Source organism: Pseudoalteromonas lipolytica, from assembly GCF_001306915.1.
In the GTDB taxonomy this organism is placed as follows: domain Bacteria; phylum Pseudomonadota; class Gammaproteobacteria; order Enterobacterales; family Alteromonadaceae; genus Pseudoalteromonas; species Pseudoalteromonas simplex.
Genome location: NZ_LJTC01000003.1, coordinates 210216 through 235243 on the forward strand (window position 1 = coordinate 210216; position 25028 = coordinate 235243).

General features: G+C 39.1%; 25 protein-coding genes and 1 pseudogene. 13 read left to right on the plus strand and 13 right to left on the minus strand.

Translation table 11 applies throughout. The annotated features are described in order from the left end of the window. Positions 1 to 167: 167 nt before the first annotated feature. The 3 genes from AOG27_RS06210 (at position 168) to ppiC (ending at position 3952) form a co-directional block, all read left to right on the plus strand. Positions 168 to 3218: a S8 family serine peptidase gene (locus tag AOG27_RS06210; RefSeq protein WP_054552143.1), complete on the plus strand. Its 3051-nt coding sequence runs from the start codon at positions 168 to 170 to the stop codon at positions 3216 to 3218. Between the two features lie 47 nt (positions 3219 to 3265). Then, positions 3266 to 3604 carry a hypothetical protein gene (locus tag AOG27_RS06215; protein ID WP_054552144.1) on the plus strand — a complete coding sequence of 113 codons (339 nt, stop codon included), beginning with the start codon at positions 3266 to 3268 and terminating at the stop codon, positions 3602 to 3604. Positions 3605 to 3673: 69 nt separating this feature from the next. Then, on the plus strand, positions 3674 to 3952 hold the full coding sequence (gene ppiC, locus AOG27_RS06220; RefSeq protein ID WP_054552145.1) for a peptidylprolyl isomerase PpiC: 279 nt from the start codon (positions 3674 to 3676) through the stop codon (positions 3950 to 3952). Positions 3953 to 4110: 158 nt separating this feature from the next. Here the strand turns inward: ppiC and AOG27_RS06225 are convergent, their stop codons facing one another. The 3 genes from AOG27_RS06225 to AOG27_RS06240 all read right to left on the minus strand — a co-directional run bounded on the left by AOG27_RS06225 (position 4111) and on the right by AOG27_RS06240 (position 6163). Next, positions 4111 to 4668, minus strand: coding sequence for a GNAT family N-acetyltransferase (locus tag AOG27_RS06225; RefSeq protein WP_054552146.1), 558 nt, complete (start codon positions 4666 to 4668; stop codon positions 4111 to 4113). 575 nt (positions 4669 to 5243) lie between these two features. Further along, complete coding sequence (locus tag AOG27_RS06235; protein ID WP_054552148.1) at positions 5244 to 5732, minus strand: hypothetical protein; 489 nt, start codon at positions 5730 to 5732, stop codon at positions 5244 to 5246. Between the two features lie 98 nt (positions 5733 to 5830). Continuing rightward, positions 5831 to 6163: a hypothetical protein gene (locus AOG27_RS06240; protein ID WP_054552149.1), complete on the minus strand. Its 333-nt coding sequence runs from the start codon at positions 6161 to 6163 to the stop codon at positions 5831 to 5833. A 209-nt stretch (positions 6164 to 6372) separates the two neighbouring features. On the opposite strand from AOG27_RS06240, the gene AOG27_RS21500 reads away from it, so the two are divergent. After that, complete coding sequence (locus AOG27_RS21500; protein WP_161804343.1) at positions 6373 to 6543, plus strand: hypothetical protein; 171 nt, start codon at positions 6373 to 6375, stop codon at positions 6541 to 6543. Between the two features lie 223 nt (positions 6544 to 6766). On the opposite strand, the gene AOG27_RS06245 is transcribed toward AOG27_RS21500, so the two are convergent. The 4 genes from AOG27_RS06245 to AOG27_RS06260 all read right to left on the minus strand — a co-directional run bounded on the left by AOG27_RS06245 (position 6767) and on the right by AOG27_RS06260 (position 8821). Then, on the minus strand, positions 6767 to 7150 hold the full coding sequence (locus tag AOG27_RS06245) for a DUF6678 family protein (RefSeq protein WP_054552150.1): 384 nt from the start codon (positions 7148 to 7150) through the stop codon (positions 6767 to 6769). A 102-nt stretch (positions 7151 to 7252) separates the two neighbouring features. Then, positions 7253 to 7780 (minus strand): hypothetical protein, encoded by a 528-nt coding sequence (locus AOG27_RS06250; RefSeq protein WP_152967117.1) that lies wholly within the window; start codon positions 7778 to 7780, stop codon positions 7253 to 7255. 117 nt (positions 7781 to 7897) lie between these two features. Then, complete coding sequence (locus tag AOG27_RS06255; RefSeq protein ID WP_054552152.1) at positions 7898 to 8182, minus strand: DUF6881 domain-containing protein; 285 nt, start codon at positions 8180 to 8182, stop codon at positions 7898 to 7900. 117 nt (positions 8183 to 8299) lie between these two features. After that, a complete protein-coding gene (locus AOG27_RS06260; RefSeq protein ID WP_054552153.1) occupies positions 8300 to 8821 on the minus strand; it encodes a hypothetical protein in 522 nt (173 codons plus the stop codon). Between the two features lie 262 nt (positions 8822 to 9083). Between AOG27_RS06260 and AOG27_RS21895 the strand changes: the two are divergent. The 4 genes and pseudogenes from AOG27_RS21895 (at position 9084) to AOG27_RS06270 (ending at position 10684) form a co-directional block, all read left to right on the plus strand. After that, positions 9084 to 9726 (plus strand): annotated as a pseudogene (locus AOG27_RS21895) (tyrosine-type recombinase/integrase). A gap of 386 nt (positions 9727 to 10112) precedes the next feature. Further along, the gene (locus AOG27_RS21850) at positions 10113 to 10232 is read left to right on the plus strand and encodes a type II toxin-antitoxin system RelE/ParE family toxin (protein WP_268795031.1); all 120 of its coding nucleotides are present in this window, start codon (positions 10113 to 10115) and stop codon (positions 10230 to 10232) included. Between the two features lie 31 nt (positions 10233 to 10263). Continuing rightward, positions 10264 to 10344 carry a type II toxin-antitoxin system RelE/ParE family toxin gene (locus tag AOG27_RS21855; protein WP_268795032.1) on the plus strand — a complete coding sequence of 27 codons (81 nt, stop codon included), beginning with the start codon at positions 10264 to 10266 and terminating at the stop codon, positions 10342 to 10344. Positions 10345 to 10354: 10 nt separating this feature from the next. Then, complete coding sequence (locus AOG27_RS06270; RefSeq protein WP_054552154.1) at positions 10355 to 10684, plus strand: HigA family addiction module antitoxin; 330 nt, start codon at positions 10355 to 10357, stop codon at positions 10682 to 10684. Between the two features lie 224 nt (positions 10685 to 10908). Here the strand turns inward: AOG27_RS06270 and AOG27_RS06275 are convergent, their stop codons facing one another. Further along, the gene (locus AOG27_RS06275) at positions 10909 to 12315 is read right to left on the minus strand and encodes a YfcC family protein (RefSeq protein WP_054552155.1); all 1407 of its coding nucleotides are present in this window, start codon (positions 12313 to 12315) and stop codon (positions 10909 to 10911) included. 152 nt (positions 12316 to 12467) lie between these two features. Further along, positions 12468 to 13688: a M24 family metallopeptidase gene (locus AOG27_RS06280; RefSeq protein WP_054552156.1), complete on the minus strand. Its 1221-nt coding sequence runs from the start codon at positions 13686 to 13688 to the stop codon at positions 12468 to 12470. A gap of 129 nt (positions 13689 to 13817) precedes the next feature. Between AOG27_RS06280 and AOG27_RS06285 the strand changes: the two genes are divergently transcribed. Further along, positions 13818 to 14903: a M24 family metallopeptidase gene (locus tag AOG27_RS06285; RefSeq protein ID WP_054552157.1), complete on the plus strand. Its 1086-nt coding sequence runs from the start codon at positions 13818 to 13820 to the stop codon at positions 14901 to 14903. Positions 14904 to 14910: 7 nt separating this feature from the next. Here the strand turns inward: AOG27_RS06285 and AOG27_RS06290 are convergent, their stop codons facing one another. Continuing rightward, positions 14911 to 15519 (minus strand): flavin reductase family protein, encoded by a 609-nt coding sequence (locus AOG27_RS06290; RefSeq protein ID WP_054552158.1) that lies wholly within the window; start codon positions 15517 to 15519, stop codon positions 14911 to 14913. 10 nt (positions 15520 to 15529) lie between these two features. Next, positions 15530 to 16276 carry an SDR family NAD(P)-dependent oxidoreductase gene (locus AOG27_RS06295; protein WP_054552159.1) on the minus strand — a complete coding sequence of 249 codons (747 nt, stop codon included), beginning with the start codon at positions 16274 to 16276 and terminating at the stop codon, positions 15530 to 15532. Between the two features lie 424 nt (positions 16277 to 16700). Here AOG27_RS06295 and ppc point away from each other — a divergent pair, with 424 nt between their 5' ends. Then, the gene (ppc, locus tag AOG27_RS06300; RefSeq protein WP_054552160.1) at positions 16701 to 19346 is read left to right on the plus strand and encodes a phosphoenolpyruvate carboxylase; all 2646 of its coding nucleotides are present in this window, start codon (positions 16701 to 16703) and stop codon (positions 19344 to 19346) included. Here ppc and AOG27_RS06305 read toward each other — a convergent pair. After that, positions 19343 to 21373, minus strand: coding sequence for an ATP-binding protein (locus AOG27_RS06305; RefSeq protein WP_054552161.1), 2031 nt, complete (start codon positions 21371 to 21373; stop codon positions 19343 to 19345). The genes ppc and AOG27_RS06305 overlap by 4 nt on opposite strands. A gap of 343 nt (positions 21374 to 21716) precedes the next feature. Between AOG27_RS06305 and AOG27_RS06310 the strand changes: the two genes are divergently transcribed. Further along, a complete protein-coding gene (locus AOG27_RS06310) occupies positions 21717 to 22085 on the plus strand; it encodes a hypothetical protein (protein WP_054552162.1) in 369 nt (122 codons plus the stop codon). 165 nt (positions 22086 to 22250) lie between these two features. Beyond that, the gene (gene cdd / locus AOG27_RS06315) at positions 22251 to 23183 is read left to right on the plus strand and encodes a cytidine deaminase (protein WP_054552163.1); all 933 of its coding nucleotides are present in this window, start codon (positions 22251 to 22253) and stop codon (positions 23181 to 23183) included. Here the strand turns inward: cdd and udp are convergent. After that, positions 23180 to 23935, minus strand: coding sequence for a uridine phosphorylase (udp, locus tag AOG27_RS06320; protein WP_054552164.1), 756 nt, complete (start codon positions 23933 to 23935; stop codon positions 23180 to 23182). The genes cdd and udp overlap by 4 nt on opposite strands. 145 nt (positions 23936 to 24080) lie before the next feature. On the opposite strand from udp, the gene AOG27_RS06325 reads away from it, so the two are divergent. Next, the gene (locus AOG27_RS06325; RefSeq protein WP_054552165.1) at positions 24081 to 24860 is read left to right on the plus strand and encodes a DUF2189 domain-containing protein; all 780 of its coding nucleotides are present in this window, start codon (positions 24081 to 24083) and stop codon (positions 24858 to 24860) included. Positions 24861 to 25028: the final 168 nt, after the last annotated feature.

A 25028-nucleotide genomic window follows, 5' to 3' on the forward strand; every position in this document is an offset into this window, starting at 1 on the left:
CTTTCCCACCTAGAGCGCACTGACAAGATGTTAGCGTGCTTATGTTTTGGATATATAGCCCATTGTTATATTTCCTAGCATTTCTAGTTAATAAACCATGGAAAGGCTTATATCTCCAAAGTGTTCTTTTATTCGTAATAACGATTAAATTATTTAAGGATTAAATAATGAAACACCCTCGCAATATTGCGCTTACCTTAATTGCTACTTCATTGTTAGCAGCATGTGGTAGCGATAATGACAGTAATGATAAAAAACAAAATATTGCACCTGTTATAAGCGCAGAGAGTCAAGTTAGCTTCGATGAACTTACAACTTTAACTCTTGAACCTGAAGTAACGGACTCCGATGGCACTATCAGTAGTTATCAATGGGCACAACTCTCAGGCCCAGAAATAGATTTATCTAATACGACTGACGCTACTTTTTCAATTACCGCCCCCGAGGTTGATGAAGATACGACTGTTGAAATTGAATTAACAGCAGCAGATAACCAAGGTGCTTTGGCTAAACACACAACAACATTGACTATTAAAAATGTATTAATTGCTCCTGTAATTGATGCTAAAGATCCCCAAGAAATTAATGAAAATACATCGGCGACCTTAAACCTTGAGGCATCTGATCCAAATGGTGAAGTTATCTCTTATACATGGTCGCAAGTAAGTGGCGTTGAGGTAGAAATAGCTGATAATTCAAACACTAACCTTGAGTTCACAGCCCCAGATGTAGACTTTGATGAAGAGCTTCAATTTGAGCTTCTTGTTACTGATAACGATGGTCAAACATTTACTCAGACGCTTGATGTAATTGTTGTCAATGTACCTACAGATGCGCTTGGTTCACCTAAAGGCTTAGAAACCATTGAGGTTAACGGAAGAAGCGTTGAAGCAGCTCAAAATGAACTGTTAGTGCATTTAAAAGAAGATATTACCCTTGAAGAGCAGCAGGCAGTACTCGATAAAATTGATTCATTGGGTGGTTCACTAAACAGCTACGACAAAAAATTAAAATTAATGCAAGTAAGGGTTAGAGATACAGCTGAAGAGTCTGTGTTGATTAATGATCTAGCAAACCTTGAAGGGGTACGTCACTCTGGATTAAATGAAATTGTAGCGCCAGATAGCCTACGAGAAAATCCGATCAAATTTAAAAAGCCAAAATCGAATAAATCGATGCAGCTGGCAATGGCTAAGAAGGTTGCAAGTGTTGAAGATGAATCGACTTACACAGGTGATTATTGGCACAGTATCATTTCTGCAGATAAAGCATGGCAAGCTATTGAAGAAGACAGTTTAGAATCAGTAAAAGTGGGAATTGTAGATACAGGTATCTCAGATTCACAAACTAGTTTAGATGAGTCACGACTATCTCGATTACAGATATTAGCAGACGGAGGTTATGTAACCACAGATACTGACGATACTGATTCAGAGCATGGCTTGTGGGTTACTAGCTTTGTTGCAGCGTACAATATGGCAGAAGGTAAAAGTTATTCGGGGGTTAACCCGTATGCAAATGTTATTCATGCCGATGTGTATTTTAGACGTTGTGATGGAATTTTAAGTGCGGCTGATTGCCCATTTGGCATTGGCGAGAAAACATTTGTAACTGACTTAATTGCTGGTGCTAAAGCAACAATAGATAATGGCGCAAGTATTGTTAACTTATCTTGGGGTGATACAAGTAAGTGCTCAGATCCAACTGAAGTAAGGTTACAAAGCCGTCGTAGCTGGCGATTAAATCAAACCAACCTTGTTGAATATGCAAAATCAAAAGATGCGTTACTTGTGTATTCTGCAGGTAACAACTGCGAAAAAGCTGATCACCAGCTATTACTATCTGAAGATGATATTGGCGCTGATGCGTGGAAAACAAACGCGCTAATTGTTGCTGCGACTGATAGTAGCAATATGGATGCTACTTTTTCACGTATGGGAGAAGTGGTAAATATAGCTGCGCCCGGTGTCGATTTAGGTTGGGGTAATGGCGAAGTTGGAAGCGGGACATCATATGCTGCGCCTTTAGTCACAGGTTCTGCTGGTTTGATCAAAGGTATCAACTCATCGTTAAAAGCCGCTGAAGTTCGTGATATTTTACTTTCAACTGCAAGTAATACAGTTGTTTTATCTGATGAGTCTAAAGATGTAGGCACTACATCACCTACAAAATTACTAAACCTTAATTCGGCAGTTAAAACAGCACAATTAACAGTGGACTCTGATCTTGAGGTTATGGCAGCTACTTCATTGAGCAAAGGCACTGAAATTAATAAAACCATCGAGTTTTCTTTACCAGAAACAACAGTAAATGCATTAGATATTATGTTTTTAATTGATGTTAGCGGTAGCTATGACGATGACATTAGTAATTTAAAGACACAAGCTGATGCAATCCTTGATAACTTAACTGGTCGGGGTATTAACGTAGCCTTTGGTGTATCGGCATTTTCTGATTTTCCAATTGATGGGTATGGTAGTGCAGGAAGTGGTGATGAAGCGTTTTATTTACTTCAAGAAGTTACCACTAATGTTGATGATGTGAAGTCAGGTATTACTAGTTTAGAGACCTTTTATGGCGGTGATTATCAAGAGTCACAACTTGAAGGCCTTTATCAAGTAGCAACAGGCGCAGGACGCGATATCAACGACGACGGTCAATACACAGACGCGGGTGAAATATCGCCTTCTAGTATAGGTTGGCGTGAAGGGGCATTAAAGGTTGTGCTACTTGCGACCGATGCCGCTTTCCATGATTCTGATCTCGAAACTGACTATCCAGGTGCAGGTTTCACACAAGTTATTAGTGAGCTGCAAGATAAAGGCATCACGGTGTTTGGACTTCAAAGTGGTAGTAACAGTGATACAACAGAAGATATCAACCGTGTTGTAAGCGCAACGGGCGGTGTATCATTTATGCTATCAACAGACAGTAATGAAATCGCAGATAGAATCTCTGAAGCATTAGATGAAGCGCTGAAAGAGATTGATATTTCGATTGAACATATCTCTGGAGAAGAGTGGGTAGCTAATATCACACCAGAAGTCATCCAGGCGGCTAAACCAGGTGACACAGTAACTTTTGATGTAACATTGCAAGGCGTTAAAAGTGCATCAATAGAACCACTAAACTATGAAGTTATTTTATGGGTTAGAGGTGATGAAAGTGCTGTTCTAAGAAGGGTTGTTCTACCAATTACAGTTCCTGTAGCAGAGTAAAGTAATAGCGGGTATTTTTAATAAATACCCGCTTTTTAGGGGCAATAATGTTTAAGCGTATTTTTATTTTCAACATCCTTTTGTTTACGAGCTTTATAAGTGCTTGTAAGCAAGATCGAAATCAGTGCGTTTACGAAGGTTTAAAGTATGAATGTGGTGTACTCGTTTTGTCTGTAGCAAAAGAATATGTTGAGTCTGCTGAGTTAGCTGATTTTTCAAAAGTGAATAGTGGCTATTTAAGAGCTGTAGACCCAGAGCTCGGGCGTGTAATCATTGAGTTCGATAAAAACATAGAGCCAACCTTATTTAAGTCCCACATTCAAACACTTAACAGTCTCAAAGGAGTGAAAAGAGTTCATTACTTACCTGTAAGCCAGCCTGATTAACTAGATAACATATCAGTGATTATGCGTTTTTATGTTATTATACGCACGTTTTAATTTACGAGATTTTCCATGGCAAATACAGCGCACGCACTGCACATCCTTGTTAAGCATAAAGAACAAGCTGAAGACATCATCAAGCAACTTAAAAAAGGTGCGAAGTTTCAGACGTTAGCTAAAAAATATTCAACCTGTCCGTCGGGTAAAAAAGGCGGCGACTTGGGCGAATTCAGACGTGGGCAAATGGTGCCACAGTTTGACAAAGTAGCTTTCAGCGGCGAAATTTTAGAGCCGCATCTAGTGAAAACTCGCTTTGGTTGGCATGTTATTAAAGTGCTATATAGAACTTAAAAATTAAAGCCTGCCTAAATAGTGTAAGACATGTTGTTAGTCTTATACTTTTCATCTCAGTGAGTTAAAGCGCTAAGTTTAACTCACTTTGCCCAAAATCAGACCGTTATAGTTTGTAATTCAAAGGGCTATTTTAAGTCTTTAGTTTAATTAACTTGTTATATTTCTTTAAATTCAGGTTTTATTAAACCAAAACACTTTAAATCATGGAATTCGTTTTTCCAGAAACCACTTGAACGCCTAATTCCTTCCTCTTTGAAACCTAGCTTTTTTAACACTGACTCAGAAGCAGCATTTCCAATCATAATATCACCTTGGATCCGGTAGAGTTCGCCTAAAGGTTGGTCATTAGAGAATGCAAATTGGATAATCGTGTTAATAGCTTCGGAAGCATAGCCAAGCCCCCAATACTTTGAGGCTAACTCATAGCCAATACCTGCATTTTTCATCTTCAAGTTTATTGAGTTAAATCCACACGTACCAATTAGTTTTCCCGAACTCTTAACTCGAATAGCCCAACGAACACCTACTTTGTCAGCAAAGCGTTGATTAAAAAAATCAATTAACTCCAATGATTGTTTTTCTGAATTAAAAACATCGATATCGTAATATCTAACAACGTTTTCATCAGTGAAAATATCAAGTAAAGCCTGTCCGTCACTTTTTGATAACTTATTAAGAATTAAACGAGATGTTTCTAGCTCTGGAAATTGCACTTAGTCTTCCTTGAAATAAAACGCCGTTTTAAGCGGCATAAATGCTTGGCTAAAATTAGCGACAAAGGAGCGCAAGCCAAGCGTTTTGCGTCCATTTAATTGACTTGTTATATGCCGATTACCAATTAACCTGCTTAGTTTTTTTATAACCTAGCCACATAGTAATTGCTAGCGTTAAACATCCCAGTAAAATGAAAACAGTGGTTGCATTTTGGGACTCTTGCACAATACTAAGTTTTGCATTTAACCACGCAGGGAAGAATATACTAAACGGGATGTAGGTAACGATAAACAACAGAAACAAAATATATTGGCTGCATAAGTTTAGCAAATTACGTCGATTAACCCGTTTAAGATTATCTGCTACATGTTTATGGAGTTTTACGGTAGCCAAGCAGATCCCTATATAGACTACAAATGAAACAACAAAAATAGCAATATTCATATAACTCTCTTAGGCATATAACGCCTTAATAAACGGCGGAAGATAGCAGGCTAAACTAAGCGAAGAATGAGCGCAAGCCTGCTGTTTTACGTCCACTGTTTAATTAATTTGTTAGGTTTATTTTTGCATACTAATTTTTTATAACATACCAATTATCAAACAAGTGCTCTAAACATTGTACTTTTGGTAAACACACATCTTTGGGGTTAATATTCTTACCTAAAGCGTAAGCACCTTCACCAATTCCGTACTCACTTTTAAAGGAAAAAGCTTTTCTTAATATCCAAGCCTCACCCTCTTTTTGAAGCCAAAGTGAATTAAAGCCATTTTCTTTATATGGAACTACAATTCTGCTTAAATCTGGGTTGGAGACTTTTTTATATTTGGCACCTTCAGCAACCCAAGCTAGTGAAACTTCGGTTTCTGCAGAGGTTTGTACCCACTGTATTGAAGCATAACCTTCTTGCTCGGTTGCCCTTATAGCTTTTACAAAACTTTTTGAATTCAAAAACACATAAACTACATGCTGCAATTTGCTTTCAGGCCAGTATGGGACTGTTTTCAGTATTACAAAGCAAATTATTAAAGAGAAACTTAAATATAAAATCGGCTTCTTCATAAACCTAACGCTTGCCTATCCGGCGCAAAATAACAGGCTAAAATTAGCGACGAAGGAGCGCAAGCCTGCTGTTTTGCGTCCTTAGGTTTAGGCACTTGTTATGTATTTTTTAACCTTAGCTTATACAAACCAGTTAACCTTTTTGATAAGCCCATACAAATCATCACTGCATAGAGCAATACAACAATATTCCACCCTAGATAAATTAGAACTCCAGTATTAATAAAGCTATTAATATACAAAGCCCAACCTAAATTTCGGTCTATTGCTCCTTGGGCAAAGTCAGTACTATTTACTGTAAATAAAGCAATAGTCCCCATTAACGCAAAAATGAAGAAAAGTACTGAAACAGGATAATAAATCCACACAACTTCAAAATATACACTTAAAGCGAAGATTATGGTGATTATTGTCCACCTAATTGTTTTCATACTTTAAACCTAAGAAATACATAACGCTCGATTAACGGGTAAAAAATTGTAGGCTAAAATTGAGCGAAGCGAATAGCCCGCAAGTTTTTTATCCCTGTTTAATTGCTTGTTAGGCAATGTGTTACGCATGAGGCTCAGTTGGGTAACTATGCATTACACACCTTTGATTACATTTGTCACAATCTGCCGAGATAACCAACTTATAGTTGATGAAATACCCAAGAATGTTGAGCAATTTTGGCATGTACTTCACTAAAAAGCGTGTAAGTATTAAATACAAAATAACTACAGATACTAAAGACCTTAAAAGTACAGGGTTTGTGTTTACACCTGCCAAAATTGATCCAACGGCACCGACAAACAGTGATGTTACTCCGTAGACTATCGCAAACAAAATTGAGGCAAAAGGAATGCAAAGTACAAACAATCCAAAACAATCTAACAGACTAATTTTAAATTCGATTTTCCGTTTAGATTTATTTCCACAGACGCTACATTTCATCGAGTTGCCTAACGCCCGCATAATGGGCGGATTAAGCTTGGCTAAAATAGCGAAGAATGAGCGACAGCCAAGCTAAAGACGTCCATTCATTGATGCGTTTGTTAGGTATACTTTGCACCAAATTCTTTGTAACACTTTGGAAAGTAACCCCAAACTCTTATAAATGAGTCTGTCGCTTCAAATTCAAAGCCGATGCGTTGAATAAGGTTTAGAACCTTTTCAGACAAATCAATATCAATCCACTCAACACTCAGCAGTGTGAATGGCAAGTGATAGTACCATTCGCTATCGCAACCAGAAATGTAACCGTTAACTACCTTTGTTCGGTAACAAGGTTTTTTTGAAAAATCGCGAACCTCAGAAATAAGCTCATTCCATTTGGTATTGTTGGCTGCCCCAACCAACTGCCTTTCAGCAATAATTCTCATTGCTTCTTTTTTATACTTTTCATCGGAAACGGCATCAGCCATTGGCATCAGACTCATTAGTATACCTAACGCCTTAATAAACGGCGAAAAATAGCAGGCTAAACTAAGCGAAGAATGAGCGCAAGCCTGCTGTTTTACGTCTATTGTTTAATTAACTTGTTATATTTCTACTGCACTCCAAATCACTCCGTTTAGAGAAATAACTACGTGCCTTTCGCAACCCTCAAACTCTTTTTCAGTGAAAAGTATATGGTCAAAAGGCGGGCTTAAATCATAAATTCCATCTCTAAAAGATACAAAACCTTCAAAATCATACTTTAAAAGGTCAATACCCTCACTAGTGAACAAATCAGTCACCAACTGGCCTTTATTGCAAGTAATTTCATGGGTAGGAGCAATTGAGTGAAAGAAAACTCGGCTATGTGCCGCAGCTTCATAGTCGCTACCACAACCGTATATCACTAAGCTAGATTCATTGGAGCAAACAGTTCTTTCAACAATTAATTCCCAATTTGATTGCGCCCAATCATGGAAATAATCATCAAAGCAAACGGCAAAGTCTCTATCTCTTGAATCAGCTTCTTTTGCATATGATTCATATGAAGCCAATACGGAGCTAAAGCCTGAATTCAATATGCTCCTGAAGTTTTTAATCGCTAGTGGTAGCAATTCTTGATTTATACTCATGCCAGTGACTCAATAGAAATATAACGCCGCAAATAAACGGCTAAAAATAGTTGGCTACAATTTGTGAGGAACGAACAAAGCCAACTGTTTTTTGTCCGCACTTTTTAATTTGCTTTGTTATATGCCGTTTACAACATGTATTTCCCAAAGTTTGTCAAACTCTTGCTGAGTAATAACCTTTGCGAAAAATAAAGGATCTGAGTTTATTTCTTCGATACTAGGGACTACATCAGTTCCAAGTAATGTTGTTTTCGAACTTTGATTACTTGTAGCAATGCCCACAGTGCCGTCTGAGAAAAACTCAAGTTTTCTGATTTCGAAATTATCAGCACCGACCTCCGAAACAAGCCTTATAGGATATACGCTCGATTCATGGTTCCAAGTTACATCTATGTATTTCAAGTGCTCGATTTCCCTTAGGCATATAACGCCGCAATATGGGGCGCATTAATGCTTGGCTAAAATTAGCGACGAAGGAGCGCAAGCCAAGTGTTTTGCGTCCCACACATAATTGCCTTGTTATAAGCCACCGATAACTAAATGATAGATATTTGTGACTAAGGGACTAAACCAATCAAGCCCTTTAAAACTAACTATTATCCAATAAGTTAATAGTAAAGTAACTAAAAGATACATGATTGCATAAAGTTGAACTACTTTAAAATTACCGCCTGTTTTGAAGCCATCCTTGGGTACAAATGTAGCCGCGAATGAATATAAAAAACCGCCAGTGCACCAGAAAATAAAAAATACTATATCCAACGAAAGCTGATAGTTAATGGAATATGCCAAATAAATATACGTGTATGAAAGAAACGCTCGATATAATGCATATAAATATTGGTCAGAATACTCCCCTAAATCAATAGCATCCAAGAAATAACCACTTTCGCGTTTTTCAGGAAATAAGTAGCTTAAAGGAATAGCTAATAATATGAGTATTGGGCTGAATAATTGGGAATCAATTAACCCAATAACGAGGAAATACGCTAATAAAAGCCAAAAGTTAAAATATCGTTTCTCTAGTTTTAAAATACTCACAGGGTTCCAAAGTGACGGTGGCTATTGTGGCTTATAACATGTTTATAGCGAGCTAATCGCGCGTTTTTCTACCACAGCGTAGCTCGTTTTTCTTATTAGATTATTTCTAACAAACTTGTTAACTAATTACCAGTGTTAATAAAATTTAAGAGTTCACGCTTTTACCTCAGGATAAAAACGAGCGATTGGGTCGTTTTCTTGCCTATACGAGCGACTGAGCTAAAACTGTATATATATACAGCCTCATTTCAAAGGAATGAAAATGAAAACTCGCTCTCCTTATTTAAACTACATTGCAGACTATATGCTCACTCGTCAGTATTCATTAAGAACAATTAATGCTTATTTAGGTTGGATCGCAAAATTTATTCACTTTCACAACAAACGTCACCCAAGCTCAATGGGAGATGCAGAAGTCAAAGCGTTTTTAGACCATATTGTATTAAAACGTAATATGTCACCTAGAACACAAAGTGCAGCTTTAAATGCGCTCGCTTTTTTATATAAACATATTGTCAAAAATGAGCTTTCTTTAAACTTGAATTTTGCACGAAGTAATCGACAACCCAAGCTGCCTGTAGTGATGACGCCTGATGAAGTAAAGCAATTGATGAGTCATCTTTCCAAGCGATATTACTTAATCACGGGGTTAATGTATGGAAGTGGTTTGCGTGTGATGGAAGCGGTGCAATTGCGAGTAAAGGACATTGATTTTGATTACAAAGGTTATTACGCCTCATACCTTGCGCCATTCATTTGCAACGCACCTATTGCAAAGTGGCGCCGATATTCGCACCGTTCAAGCACAATTGGGCCACTCTGATGTCAAAACCACACAGATTTACACCCATGTTTTACAACAAGGAGCAAACGGTGTTGTAAGCCCATTAAGCAAAATTTTCTAGCTATTATTAAAGATGCGTTAACTTATCATTCAATGTGTAGGGCTTGGACCGTTTCTTGATTGCTCAAAGCAGCAGTTAGAGCATTTAACCTAAATTATTTTGGGGCAGAATCAAGGTAAGGCTTATTTTTTGCTTTTGGCACAGAGCCGTCCTTCAGTACCAACTTATTTATATTGAAAAATGGTTTTCTACAAATAAGTTTATACACGAAAAAAGTGCCTAGAGTGATTTTTAAACGTATATATTGTGCACATTATGACTGTGCGCTACAATTTCTGTACTGATGCACAAGGGGACAGTGCAAGGATATGGCTGTAAATTTTAAGGATGAGTGGCTCTAAGCATTCTATGAAGAGGAAAAGCGGCATCGATTAATCCCTAAGGTTATCAAGAATGCTTTATATCGTAAGCTAGAAATATTAGATGCAGCAAAGGCTGAATCTGACTTAAGAGTACCACCAGGTAACCGGTTTGAATATCTTGAAAGTAACTTGAAAGTAACTTGAAAGTAACTTGAAAGATTGGGGCTCAATACGAGTGAACAAACAGTATCGATTGATTTTTAAGTGGGTTGATGGTGTAGCAGAAAACACCTATTTAGACCCTCATAAGTATTGAGGTAAGGGTTATGCGTATTACAAAGCGTCGTCCAGTGAGTGTAGGTGAAATGCTGAAGCTAGAGTTTTTGGAGCCTATGGGCATTACATCAAAAATTTTAGCTGAAGCAATGGGTGTGCATAGAAATACAGTTAGTAACTTGATTAATGGCGGTAGCTTAACGGCGCCACTTGCAATTAAGCTAGCTGCTGCGTTAGGGAATACCCCAGAGTTTTGGCTTAATATCCAGCACTCCGTAGATTTATGGGATACGAGAAACCGTTATCAAGAAGAGGCTAAATCTGTAAAACCCTTACTTTCTGCTCAAAAAACTTCACTACGTACATCACAAACTATTTAAAGAACTCATAACGTATATTGTTAATCCACAATCTTGATCATTACGGCAAATTCATTTGCTAGTGAAGCTGAGAAAGACGAGTTAAAAGCTTTCGTACAGAAGTTTTTATAATTAGCTTTTTTTATCCGACAATATTTCGTGGCATGTAATGCACAGAGCCACGCTAACACACAGGTGTTAGCGGGCATCATTAACTTAGGAGCCAATTAGCTCACTCAACTAAATTAATTAAGTGTGGGCTGCACATCTAAGCCATAGCCAAACATTACAGCTAATACTAATACAACCGATGCTGCGACCATTAGTTTAATTAGTAGTGGTAAACAGAATCTAAACCAATGTCCGTAGGGCACACCTGCCATCCCTAAAATGCCCATAAGTACGGCATTGGTAGGTATGATCATATTTGAAAAGCCATCACCAAATTGGTAAGCAAGCACAGCAACTTGTCTTGGTACACCGACTAAATCACCTAGTGGCGCCATTAATGGCATGGTGACATAAGCTTGGCCTGATCCAGAAGGAATAAACGTATTGAGTAGGGTTTGAATAACCAGCATGCCAATTGCAGATATTTCAGCAGATACATAAGAAAGCGGTAACGACATGCCATGTACAAGGCTATGCAGGATTTGGCCGTCTTCTAAAATAAGGGCGATACCCCGTGCAACACCAATTAACACTGCGGTGGTAACAAGATCAGATACGCCTTCTATAAATTTGTTTGCTGCTTCATCAGCAGATAGTTTGCCTAAAATGGATACAACCACACCCCAAGCAATAAAAACACCACCTAGCTCGTATAAGTACCAGCCCTTAGTTGCGATGCCCCATACTGCAATTGCTAGGGTAATAATAAAGCTGCCTAAAACTAGTTTATGGCGCAGGGCAAGTGCTGGGTAACTTGTTGCTGTTTGATTTTCCAGTGGGCAAGGCACGCCAATCATCATTGATTTAGACGGATCGTTCGCTACCTTTTTGGTGTATTGCCAAACATGATGAAAACCAATGAGTACAAATGGAATAAATATAGCTAAACGTAACCACAGACCAGAGTAAACAGGAATGCCTGCAATTTGCTGTGCGATTAATACCGTAAATGGGTTAAATGCCGATACCCCATAACCAATGCCATAACCTGCGACTATCATCCCTACGGCGGTCATTGCATCTAGGCGCATTGCTTTACAAAGCGCGACGAGAATAATAACAAAAGGAATATATTCGCCGGCGGTACCAATACTGCTTGATGCTAAGGCAAAGCAAAACACCACCATAAAGATTAATCGTTGCGGTTTTTTACCGTGTCGCTCTAAAAGCCTACCAATGAGCGCATCAACAGTGCCTGTGGCACGTGCAACAGCTAATACGCCGCCCACAATTAACACAAAGAAAATAACATCTTGAGCAGCAGCAAAAGCGCGAGGTATGGCTTGTAATAAATCCCATGGAGTTAAGTAATGGCGCTCAGCAACCGTTTGATAGGTGCCCGCAACAACCATTTCTCGGCCTGATTCACTTAATGTAGTCGTGAAAAAACCTTGTGGTACTAACCAGGTAGCAATAAGCGCAACAACCATCATGCCCAGCAGCAGTATCAGGGTATGTGGAACTTTAAAACGTAAACCCATTTATTCTCCGTAATTATGTTAGGTTAAATTCTTGAAATCATAACATGATAAAAGCGGATAGGTTGTCTCTAAAATGTCCACACTGTTAATGATTGTAATAATTAAGATACAAAAAAGGCCAGAAAACTGGCCTTATAAAGTTTATTTGAATTTTATTTAGCTAACCCAAATGGGTCATCGATGCTATGAGCAGGCTCGGTAAACCAACGCGGACCTTCGTCTGTCATATAAAAGTGATCTTCTAAGCGAATACCAAACTCATCAGGTACGACAATCATAGGTTCATTACTAAAACACATACCTGTTGCGAGTGGGGTAGGGTTACCACCCACGAGGTATGGCCATTCATGAATATCTAAACCAATGCCATGGCCGGTTCTGTGTGGGCAGCCTGGTGTTTGATACTCTGGTCCCATGCCATTTTCGGCAAGGTACTGTCTTGCAGCATCGTCTACTTTGCCACATGCCACACCATTTTTTGCGGCAGCAAAAGCAGCAAGTTGGGCATTTTTCTCGTGTTGCCAAAACATACGTTGACGTTCGGTTGCTTCACCAAATACATAAGTACGGGTAATGTCAGAGAGGTAATCATGCACTTTACAGCCAGTATCAATCAGTACCACGTCACCTTTTTTAAGGGTTTGCGGGTTTTTAACACCATGCGGAAAAGACGACGCAACACCAAATAACACAATACAAAAATAGTTACCCGGTGCGCCGACTTTTTGGTGCGCTTTTTTAATAAAGGCTTCAACCTCAGTTGTGGTGATACCTTCATAAAGCATACTTGCCGTTGCTTTGTGTACTTCTAAAGTCATGTCCATAGCACGTTGCATTAAGGCAAGTTCATTGGCTGATTTATGCATACGGCAGTGCGCTGTCACGCACTGTGCGTTAACAATGTTGTAATTGCCGTTAGCTTTATTAATGCCGTCGTAGATGAAAAACTGTGCGCTTTCATCAATACCAAGGGTGCCTGTTTTGCTAATGCCCATTTCTGTAAGAACATCTACACATAGTTGATAAGGGTTTTCGTGTTCTTGCCAACCACGAATTGGGCCATCAATCACCATAAAATCGTTTAAGCTGCCGATTTCAAAAAACGGCGCTATGTATTGCACATCACCTTTTGCAGGTAAAATAGCGCCAACTAAACGCTCACTTGCGTACCAACGCATCCCTGTAAAATAGGCTAGGTTAGTGCCTGCATTTAAATAAATTGCATCAATGTTGTTTGCTTGCAGATACGCTTGTGCTTTTGCGATACGCGCATCAAATTCGTCATTTTGAATAGGGGTTAAATCTGTTGTCATATCTGACAAAGAGTCAAGCGCCTGCTCTGGCGTTTGTGTGCCAATACCATATGTTGTCATTGTGTACTCCTTGGTTTTTTCTGCATTGTGGCTTGAGTAAACAGTTGATGCAAACTCACTGCGACTAATCGCATAATATTCGTATTTATGGACATAACTGTTAGCATGCGCAAAAAATAAGGAGCGACAATGCAAGTTAATTACTTAAAAAGACAAGCTGAATTTAAAGCCTTGCTAGAGCAACAAGGTTACAGCGCCATGTTAGTACTTGGTCATGAAAATATTCGTTACTTAAGTGGTTTTAGCGGTAATGCTGCTTATGCATTAATTACTCAAGATGCGTGTGTGTTGATCACTGATTACCGATACCACCAACGTGCAATTGCAGAAACAACTGGGTTTGAAGTTGTTTGTCGAGACAGAGACAACGAAACCCTTGGCCATTGTATAAATAGGCACCTTAACCCGAACAGCCATGTCGCATTTGATGCAAGCTATGTCACGGTAGCAATTTGGCAAGGTGTGGCAGATGAACTAACCGGTCACACTCTAACAGCGGTAAACGGCTTAATTGAAAAACTTAGACGCGTTAAAGACAACTGGGAAGTTGCGCAAATCAAAGCTGCTGCGGCCATCGCTGATGAAGCATTAGCACAAACGCTACCTTATTTTAAACCGGGTGTAACTGAGCGTGACCTTGCCTTAGAGCTTGAATTTAGAATGCAAAAGCTAGGTTCAGAAGGTATGTCGTTTGCCACCATTATGCTATTTGCAGAGCGCTCAGCCTTGCCGCACGGTAACCCGTCAGATCAGGTTTTAAAGCAAGGTGACTTTGTAACCCTTGATTTTGGTGCGGTTGTAAATGGCTATCGCTCTGATATGACCCGCAGTTACATCATTGGCGAAGCGTCAGAAAAACAAACCCGTATTTATAATACTGTTCTTGATGCACAAAATGCGGCACTAGAAATGGTTAAATCGGGTGTTAATTGTTTAGATTTAAATGCTATATCAAACAAGGTGATTGCTGAAGCGGGCTTTGGTGAGTACGCCGGTAAAGGGCTTGGCCATGGTTTAGGGCTATTTTTACATGAAGTGCCATTTATTAACACATTGACAGACTACAACCTTGAAGTTGGTAATGTGATCACTATTGAGCCTGGCATTTATATACCAGGCTATGGTGGTGTACGCCTTGAAGATGACATAGTTGTCACCGAATCTGGTTTTGAGGTGTTAACCCATGCGCCTAAGCCATTTATAATCTATTGCTAAATTAAGGTTATTTTTTAGCATACGCTAAGCGGGCTAAACGTTCAGTTACATGGTAACTATCAAGCCCGCTCACTGTGACTGTGTCAATGGCTTCAATATCGACAAAGCCATCTTCTTGCAAGCAAGCCTCATCTAAGTAAATATCGGTTATTTCACCTATGATCAGCTCAGTGCCATTGATGGCAAGGTGATGGTGTTCTTTCAGCTCAAGCGCATATTTAAGCTTACTTTCTTTAACAAAAGGCGCTGTAAAGTCATTTAGGTATTCAGTACTGAGCCCTGTTGCATCAAATTCAGACTCGTCTTTGTCGTAGCGTGCTGATGTTTGATGTGCTTTGTTATAAATGTCTTTGTTCACGTGGTTAATCGTGTACTGCTTAGTGGCTAATAAGTTCTCTAAGGTATGGCGAGGCACTGAATGAGGCCTTATGATCATACCCACTAAAGGGGGATGTGCCCCAAGATGAAATACTGAACTGACAATCGCCAAATTGGTTTGGCCGTTGCTATCTTGAGTGCCGATTAAGTTGGCACTTTTAAACCCCGACAAACTATTAATTAAATGAGCGCGGTAGCGGTTTTCTAAATCAGCAATGACTTGTTTTGTAAAATGCATAAATTTCCTGTTACCAGTCTATGGGTTTTCCTTGCCAGTCAAAGTAGGCAGGGTTTTGTGATTGTTGTAAATAGTCAGCATCACTTATCAATGAATACAGCTGCTCGGCTACAAACTTAGGGGTAAATAACTTTCCTTTGGGTACATTTGCCTGAAAGGGTTTTGATAACGGCGTATCAGTGGTACCTGGGTGAAATAACACGCAGTAGCACTTTTTATTGCGTCTGCTAAGTTCAATCGCTGCAGATTTAAATAACATATTTAATGCCGCCTTCGATGCCCGATAGCTATACCAACCGCCTAACTTGTTATCACTGATGCTACCAACACGTGCACTAAGGGCACACACCACAGTTGAAACTTGTGGCTTTAAAAGCGATGAGAATAAAGTCACACAGCGAATTGGTAGTAGAGCATTCGTCATCATGCTATTTATAAAGTGCTGCTCAGATATTTGTTCAAGTTTACGTTCAGGCGCATTATCTGGATCATGTAATAGGCCGTTAAATATCATCAACTGGGCTAAATCATAGTGGCCATCGGCAAGTTCTTTAGCAATGCCACTTAAGCTTTGCTCTGAATAATCAGTAATAAAATGCTGGTGACTTATCTCATTGCTTGATGACTCATTGAAACTTGCCTTAAATTCATCTCGACTGATGGTGACGATATGACCCGTGTTGATTTGTTTATGAAGAGTAGTGAAATAGGCATTTGCAATTTCACTGCGTGCACCACACAAAATATAGAGTTGCATTTTTGACCTGTTATAAAAATATTTGAAAAAAATTTCGCTCAAACTATCACCAACTAATAAAATGATAGTAGCTCTGTTTGTCTTGAGCTAACCCTACAAACATATAAAAAAAGGCGGGTAAAGATTTGACCATGCAAACATAAAGGATGCCTTAATTTACGGGGATTTTACCTTTTAAATTGGTAAGTCCATTTTACCAATTGAGCTAGCTTTAACGCTTTGTAGCTGACTAAGCTGCGTATTTATTACACTTTTATGTTTATAGATTGGTTATTCTTTTTTACGAGTATGTTAGAAAATTCGATCTATTAAATTAACGCTGACAATGATATTAATAAAAGGGATCAGTATTTAGCTGCGCTCGTGCTTGGCTAAATACTGTGCAGTAAGTACTTTCAACTTAGTTAAAGAAAGGAGTATGAGAATGAGTGAACAATACGCTGCACTTCGCGGTAATGTTAGTATGCTTGGACAAATGCTGGGTCAAACCATTAAAGATGCACAAGGACAAGCCATTTTAGATAAGGTAGAAGAGATTCGCGCTTTATCTAAATCGTCACGTAGTGGTAACGAAGCCGACAGACAGGCGCTTATCGAAGTACTACACGCTCTCACAGATGAAGAACTATTACCGGTTGCACGCTCATTTAATCATTTTTTGAATCTTGCTAATGTTGCTGAACAATTTCATACCGTATCGCGCTTTAATGATGTTGGCTTTTGCCAACTAAACCCTCTCACTCAAACATTAAAAGCGTTAGCAACAGCTTCAAAGCAAGGTCAAGTTGATCCGAATCACTTGGCACAAACACTCTCAAAACTCCACATCAATTTAGTCCTGACGGCTCACCCAACTGAGGTGACACGCCGTACAATGATCAATAAACACGTTGAATTAAGTGATTGCCTTGCCTCTTTAGAGCGTAAAGACAACTTACCAAGTGAACGTGCAGATTTATTAAACCGCATTGCCCAACTTATTAGCCAAGCGTGGCATACCGACGACATTCGTCGCTCACGCCCAACGCCAATTGACGAAGCTAAATGGGGTTTTGCGGTTATTGAAAATAGCTTATGGCACGCTGTTCCGCGTTTCTTACGGGAGTTTGGCGAGGACGTAAAATCAGAGCTTGATCTTGAGCTGCCTATTGATTTCAGCCCAATAGAATTTACTTCTTGGATGGGCGGTGACCGTGATGGTAACCCGTTCGTCACCGCTGAAGTCACACAGCAAGTACTTGATCATGGCCGCTGGATGGCACTCGATTTGTATTCCCGTGATATCGAAACGCTAAGCAATGAGCTATCAATGTCGGATGCAAGCGATGAGCTTATTGAGCTTGCAGGCCAAGACTTTGAACCTTACCGTGCGGTACTTAAAAAATTAAAGAATCAAATTGCTGAAACTGTGACGCATTTGGGCGCTAAAATTAAGAAAAAGCGCACTGATTCTGAAGATTTAATTACCGATATCGCGCAAATTAAACACCCAATCGAAGTGTGTTATCGCTCGCTTATTAAAACCAACATGAAAGTAGTTGCCGATGGCTTGCTGCTTGATGTTCTGCGCCGTATTAACAGCTTTGGTCTGCGCCTTGCAAAACTTGATGTACGTCAGGATTCATCGCGTCATGGTGATGTTTTCTCTGAACTAACACGTTATTTAGGTTTAGGTGATTACCATCAATGGCAAGAAGAAGACAAACAAGCGTTTTTACTTGCTGAGCTAAACTCTCGACGTCCGCTAATTCCAAAACATTGGCAACCAAGTCCAGAAGTACAAGAGGTGCTAGATACATTCGATGTAATCGCAGCGCAAGATGCTCAAACATTTGGTTTGTATATTATCTCGATGGCACGTACCGCATCTGATGTGCTGGCAGTACAGTTATTGCTTAAAGAAAGTGGTTGTAAGTTTAACTTACCGGTTGCGCCATTATTTGAAACGTTAGACGATTTAAATAATGGTAAAGAGGTTATCGAATGTTTACTTGATAACACTTGGTACCGTGGTCATATTCAAAACCAACAAAATGTCATGATCGGCTACTCAGACTCAGCAAAAGATGCAGGTATGATGGCTGCTGGTTGGGCACAATATGAAGCTATGGATAAGCTGGTTCAATTAGCCGAAAATCGCGGTATTGAGCTTATCTTATTCCACGGTCGTGGTGGTACGGTTGGTCGCGGTGGTGCGCCAGCTGCGCAAGCACTGCGCTCACAGCCTCCAGGTTCATTAAAAGGTGGCCTGCGTGTAACAGAGCAAGGTGAAATGATCCGCTTTAAGTTTGGTTTGCCTGCTGTTGCGCTACAAAGTTTAAATATTTACGCCGGTGCAGTTCTAGAAAGTAACTTGCTACCACCGCCAGAGCCAAAGAGCGAATGGCGTGATGTTATGGAACTTATTAGTGCTGATTCGTGTGAGCATTACCGCCAAGTTGTGCGCCATGATGAAAACTTTGTGCCTTACTTTAGAATGGCAACGCCAGAGCAAGAGCTTTCTAAATTGCCACTAGGCTCTCGCCCTGCGAAGCGTAATCCGAACGGTGGCGTAGAGAGCCTACGTGCTATTCCATGGATTTTTGCATGGAGCCAAAATCGTTTAATGTTGCCTGCTTGGTTAGGTGCGTTAACAGGTCTTAAAGCTGCGTTAGATAAGTATGGCATCGAGACACTTCATGAAATGAGCTTAAAATGGCCATTCTTCCGTGCTCGTTTAGAGATGCTAGAGATGGTATTTAGTAAAGCCGATTCATGGTTAAGTGCGCATTACGATGATGCACTAGTGACTGAGCAATATAAGCCATTAGGCGTGAAGCTACGTCAAGAATTGAGCGAGGCGATTGAGCTTGTTCAATCGCTTAGCCCACAAAAGAGCCTGCTTGCAGACCAACCTTGGATCAAAGAGTCAATCGCACTTCGCAACCCGTACACAGATCCACTTAACTTATTACAAGTTGAGTTACTGCGTCGTTCACGCGTAGCTGACGTGGGCTCTGAAGGCGATATTGATAATGCCTTGATGATCACTATGACAGGTATCGCTGCTGGTATGCGTAATACCGGTTAATAGCAAGTATCATCAACCAATCGAGCATCGATTGGTAGGCTAATAACAAATCGTGCGCCGTGTTCATAAGGCTCGGCGCATATTTCTCCCTTCAAATTAAATTTAACTGCATTAAAAACAACATTTAACCCAAGTCCTAGGTGTTTATCGCCCATATTAGTGGTATAGAAAGGAGTAAAGATATCATGCAAGATAGTTTCCTTAATACCGACCCCGTTGTCTTGATAAATAATTTCGACATGCTTAGGAAAAGCTTTAATCTCGATCTCAATTAAGCCGTGTAGCTTTATTGCAAAACCATGTTCGCAGGAATTAATGATTAAGGTTTTTAATATGTCACCAATAATTGCAGGGTAAGAAGTTATTACAACATTATCGCCCTGAATATCGAATTTAATACACTTTCCTAAAAAACTTGAGAAAGGCAGAACTCTGCGTGATATTTCTTCTTTTAGGTTAAACTGGACTAGTGGTTTATCTAAATCAATAGACACATTGAGTGCCTTAAATTCTTCGACAATACTGGCAAGTCGAGCGATGCTAGCCTGTATTAAATCTTTTGCATCGTTTGTATCGTTTAAAAAGCTATGAAGGTGCTTGCTAGATAGCTCTTGAGATTTAAACTTTTGGCAAATAAGTGTAAGTTGATCATCAATTAAAGAGCTAGCGGTTACAATGGTGCCAATGGGCGTATTTAATTGATGCGCCATACCAGAAACTAATGCGGTTAACGATGCTATTTTTTCGATTTCAATAAGTTGTGCTTGTGTGTTATGAAGTTTTGTTAATGTTTTAGACAGGGCATTCTTTTGTTGCTTCGTCCTCACTGTCATCAACGTTAATACGATTAAAATTGAGCATAAGGCAAAAGCAATCGCCATAAAGATCACTTTATTTGCTTTATTTTTTGAAGCCTGAACTTGATTTGATTTAGTTAAAAGTTCTATTTCTGCTTCTTTAGTCGTTATATCTAATTCTGCTAACGCTTTGGCAAGATTAGTACTGGTTTGTCTTCTTAGAATTTTTTCTTGAGTTTCATAGAGCTGTTTGTATGCATCAATTGCTGCATGGTAGTTTTTTTGTTGTAAATGCAAAGAGGCTGATAGCTCTTGTGTAGCTAGCAATAATTGATAGTCAGAGATTTTTTTATTTTTTAAATCAATTGACTGAATTTGTGCTAGAGCCAATGCAGGTTTATTTTGGGCTTTGTATGTTTTAGCAAGTTCTAATATTACAGCAAGCTTATCGCTTTGAAGATTATTCTCATTTAGTAAATTGAGTGCTTTTTTCAATATTATTTCTGCTTTTTTATATTGTGCTTGAGAGTTATAAATTTTTCCCTGAGTGGTTAGATTAACTATTTGGTGTGAAAGAAAGTCGTTGCTTTTCTGAAAGTTATATATGTTACTAAGTAGTTCTAATGCTTGGTCATATTTTTTTAAACCAAGCAAAGCCTTAGCAAGAAGATTACTCGTAAACGACTCATTAAAGGTATGGTTATTTGTTTTGCTGTACTCTCTAAATTTTTTAAATATTTCTGCTGCATTGTTATATAGGTGTAATTTTAAGTAGATAACAGCGATGTTGTTTTCAGTTTGCATTACAAGGTTATTATTCCTCATCTTTGCAAAAGGGAGCGCTTGTTTGTAATGATTAAGTGCTTCTTGATATAACCCTAAATGGGAATAGATATTTCCCGAAATATTATAGTAGCCATACATCAGGCTCTTATCTTTCGATTTGGCAACCATACTCTCGAACTCTACGAGCGTAATCATCGCTTCATCTAGTTTATTATTACCAGATAAAACCCACGCTTTATAGTTAGTCATAATGATCTTCTGTTCAAGATTCAACTCAGAATTGGCTAGTATTTTATTTACTTCTTCTAAACCTAGCTGTCTTGAGTTTGCGTAAGTGTTTCTGACTTGGTTGCGTAGTTTTTCAAATTCTGTTGCTGTAATTGCGGTTGCTTGCAAAGGAACTGACAAAAACATGCCTGCGATAATTGGAACCATGAATCTCATGATTTATTCCTATCCAAGCAAACATGTATCATCTGACAATACGTGTTTACTCTACTGCTTTAAGATGATGTTCATTGTAAGTTTTCACTCATTTTAAGGGCATCTGAAAAGGCTTAAATTAAAGGCAGAATTCTCGTGCATGTTTAAAAAAAGCATTAAAGGTTAATTTAAGGTAACGCCAAAAATGTATTTTTCTAGTTATAAATTCTTATATTTAATGCTGGTCATACCTATTTAATTGCTAGCTATTGACTAGGTTAGGGTTATAAATAAAATATGCTGGCTTTCAACTCTGAGAGCTAGAGTTAACCCCTAACCACTCACGCAGTTTAAGAGTATTTTTATGTCAAACGTGTCTACTTGCATTACCTATGATGCATCTACGTCGTTAGTTATGATGACGTTAAGAGGGACGGCAAGCGCACAGGATGTGATTAACTTTTACCAAATCGCCCAACAATACTCAGTATTATATGGGTCAGATAAAATACTCGTTGACGTGTCTGAGTTGACGCACAATTTCGCACCTGCTGATTTATTCACAATTATGCCGGCAGTGGCAAACTCTTTGAAAGAAGCTGTTGTAGCAATTGTCGTAAGTTTTGATGGTTTTATGCACGACTTATTTATGCAAAAAGCAAAGCGCTATAACTTACAAGCTGAAAACTTTGAATGTTTTAACAAAGCAAAAAATTGGCTGGTTCGTCAATAATTGGTCGAGCTAGTCATCGCTATTTTGTTGTGTATATCTGGGCTTACAAATACCGCTAATTTTTAGCTTTTATTGTGCGATTTACCTTGATGTTTACCGCCAAAACCTAGCAATTCATTACGTAACCTTTTAAACTGTTTAGCCAATTAATAATTATAATTTGTTATGACAGCAACTAGGATAGATGCAAGCAAACTAGCTCAAAATTCAGAGCCGTTTAGCTTCAATGATCAACAAAAAAATTCTCTTTTTGCCCAGCTTAAACAGCAACGTGGCATCTTATCTCAAACAGATATTTCTTCTCTTTGTCAGCAGTTTCAGGTTAGCCAACTTGAGTTACTAAAAGCCTGTGTACCCGTCGCAAGTTTATTTTCTGTGGCGCCTATTTCTAAATTCTACGTGGGCGCTATTGCAGTTGGGTTAAATGAGCAAGACGAAACAAATTTCTATTTTGGCGCTAATGTTGAGTTTTCTCATCAAGCCTTGAGTTTAGTCGTTCATGCTGAGCAATCAGCGATTAATAATGCATGGCTTAATGGCGCGCAAGCAGTACAAAGAATTGCAATCAGTGACGCTCCTTGTGGCTATTGCCGTCAATTTATGAATGAATTGAGTACTGCAGACTCACTTGAGATTTTATTGCCAGAGCGTAACTTTAACCTTCATGAGTTATTACCTTATTCATTTGGCCCGAAAGATTTAGGTAATGATGCGTGTTTATTTTCGCATAAGCAAAGTGATAAACAATTTGCCGACCTTACCATTGATGACGCAAAACTTATTCAATTAGCACTCAATGCATATGTGCCATACACAGGTAATTTTAGTGCTGTTAAATTAAGTACATTTACCGAAGGGGATTTTTACGGAAGCTATGCCGAAAATGCAGCCTATAGTCCAAGCCTTTCGCCATTACAAAGTGCATTGAGTCAGTTTTATCTTGCGGGTTTAAGCTTTGATGATAAAACAGTTAAGTCGATAACCTTGTTAGAAACACAAGGGGCAGAAAATCAATATGAGGTGGCTAAATCTGTGCTGGCAAGCTTTGCAAACCCACCAGCATTTGAGCACTATATTGCGAAATTAAGTAACGCTTAATTAAGCAATAGTTTTGCAGCTTCAATGACGACGGCGACTGATTTTTTCTCAATCTCGCCGTGGTCAACATTCGGAATCTCTTGTTTAGTACGATTTACTAAAACACCTGCAACACATGCTGCGCGTAAGCCAAGGGCAGCACACATAGTAAATAGTGTTGCTGATTCCATCTCGTAGTTCATCACACCTAGTTTTTGCCACTCTTCACAGCTGCCTTGGAATGAGCGCGGAACATAACCTGAATAAGTATCGTAACGCTCTTGACCTGGGTAGAATGTGTCACTTGATGCAGTAATACCAATGTGGAAATTAATTCCTAATTTATCACATGCATTGACCATTGCTTGTGTAGCAAAAAAGTCAGACACAGCAGGGTAGCTTAGTGGTGCAAAATGCTGGCTTGCGCCATCTAATCGAACAGATGCTTGGCTAATTAAAATGTCGCCTTCATTGATGTGCGGCTGAATAGCACCGGTCGTGCCAATTCGCAAAAAGGTATCAATACCAAGTTGGGCAAGCTCTTCAACAGCAATTGAAGTAGATGGGCCGCCAATACCGGTTGAACAAACGACAACACTGTGGCCGTTTAGCTCACCACGGTAAACATGAAATTCACGAGTCTTCGCTAAGCATTCAGGGTTATCAAGAAGCGTAGAAATGCGTGCTGAGCGGTCAGGATCGCCAGGTACGATAGCAAGAGTTGCCCCTTTTAAGTCGTCACGTGTGATCCCTAAGTGAAATACCTTTTCCATTATTAAACCTTATTTTTGTCTAAAGCGTAATACTTTAATCATATGTGTTTAAAGTACAGGACAGATGTCCGATTAACTTAACAATGTTGCAAGAATTGCACAGTTAACCTAAACCTAAAGATGTCACCTTTAATGAGGATACATTATGCCAGCATCATCTTCTATGAACAAAAATCACGAATTTGCTCGTTGTTTAGAGAGCTCTCAAATATCTGCATCTGCACCGTTTCATTGGTTAGCACTTGCATTTAAGGACATCGCTAATGCGCCAATACTGAGCCTTGTCTACGGATTAGTATTTACCTTGATACCAGCGACAATTATGTATTTTGTATATCAGTTTGATACGCACTTAGTTATTTTGCCTGCTGTGGTTGGCTTTGCATTAATAGGCCCTGCCTTTGCTGCTGGCCTTTATGATGTAGCGTGGGAGCTTGAAAAAGGCCATAAACCTACTCTAATGCATAGCCTTAAATCTATGTTTAGAAACCCAGCAGGTGAATGGGGCTTTGCTGTGTTATTAATGGTGATTATGATTGTTTGGATGCGTTTAGCTGCGCTCATCCACGCCCTATATCCGAATGTTGTTAACCCGAGTTTTGAGCAGTTATCTGCGTTTTTAACGCTCGGTAGTATTGTCGGTGGTATCTTACTGGTCACTGTATTTGCTATCTCAGCGTTTACCCCGCAAATTATGATGGAACGCCGAGTTGATATCATGACTGCGGTAATTTCTTCAATGAATGCGGTTAAAACCAATTTTGCTGCCATGGTTGTTTGGGCTGGGATAATACTCTGTTTAGTGTTTGTTGGTTTTATTACAGGCACTGCTGGGTTTATTGTGATTATGCCTTTATTAAGCTACGCCAGTTGGCATGCATACATTGCTGTTATCAAAACCAAGAAGCCAAGAGGCTACGAATAATGAGTATTCACTTCGTTTGAATATAAATCTATAGCGGCAATCGACTCGGTTGCCGCAAAATTTGACTTTCTTTTCGCGCATGTTATACCTGCCAAAATACAGCGCTCTTATTTGACTAGAGCAGTTTAAATTCATCTGCATTGAAAATATAATCATTTAATATCAGTG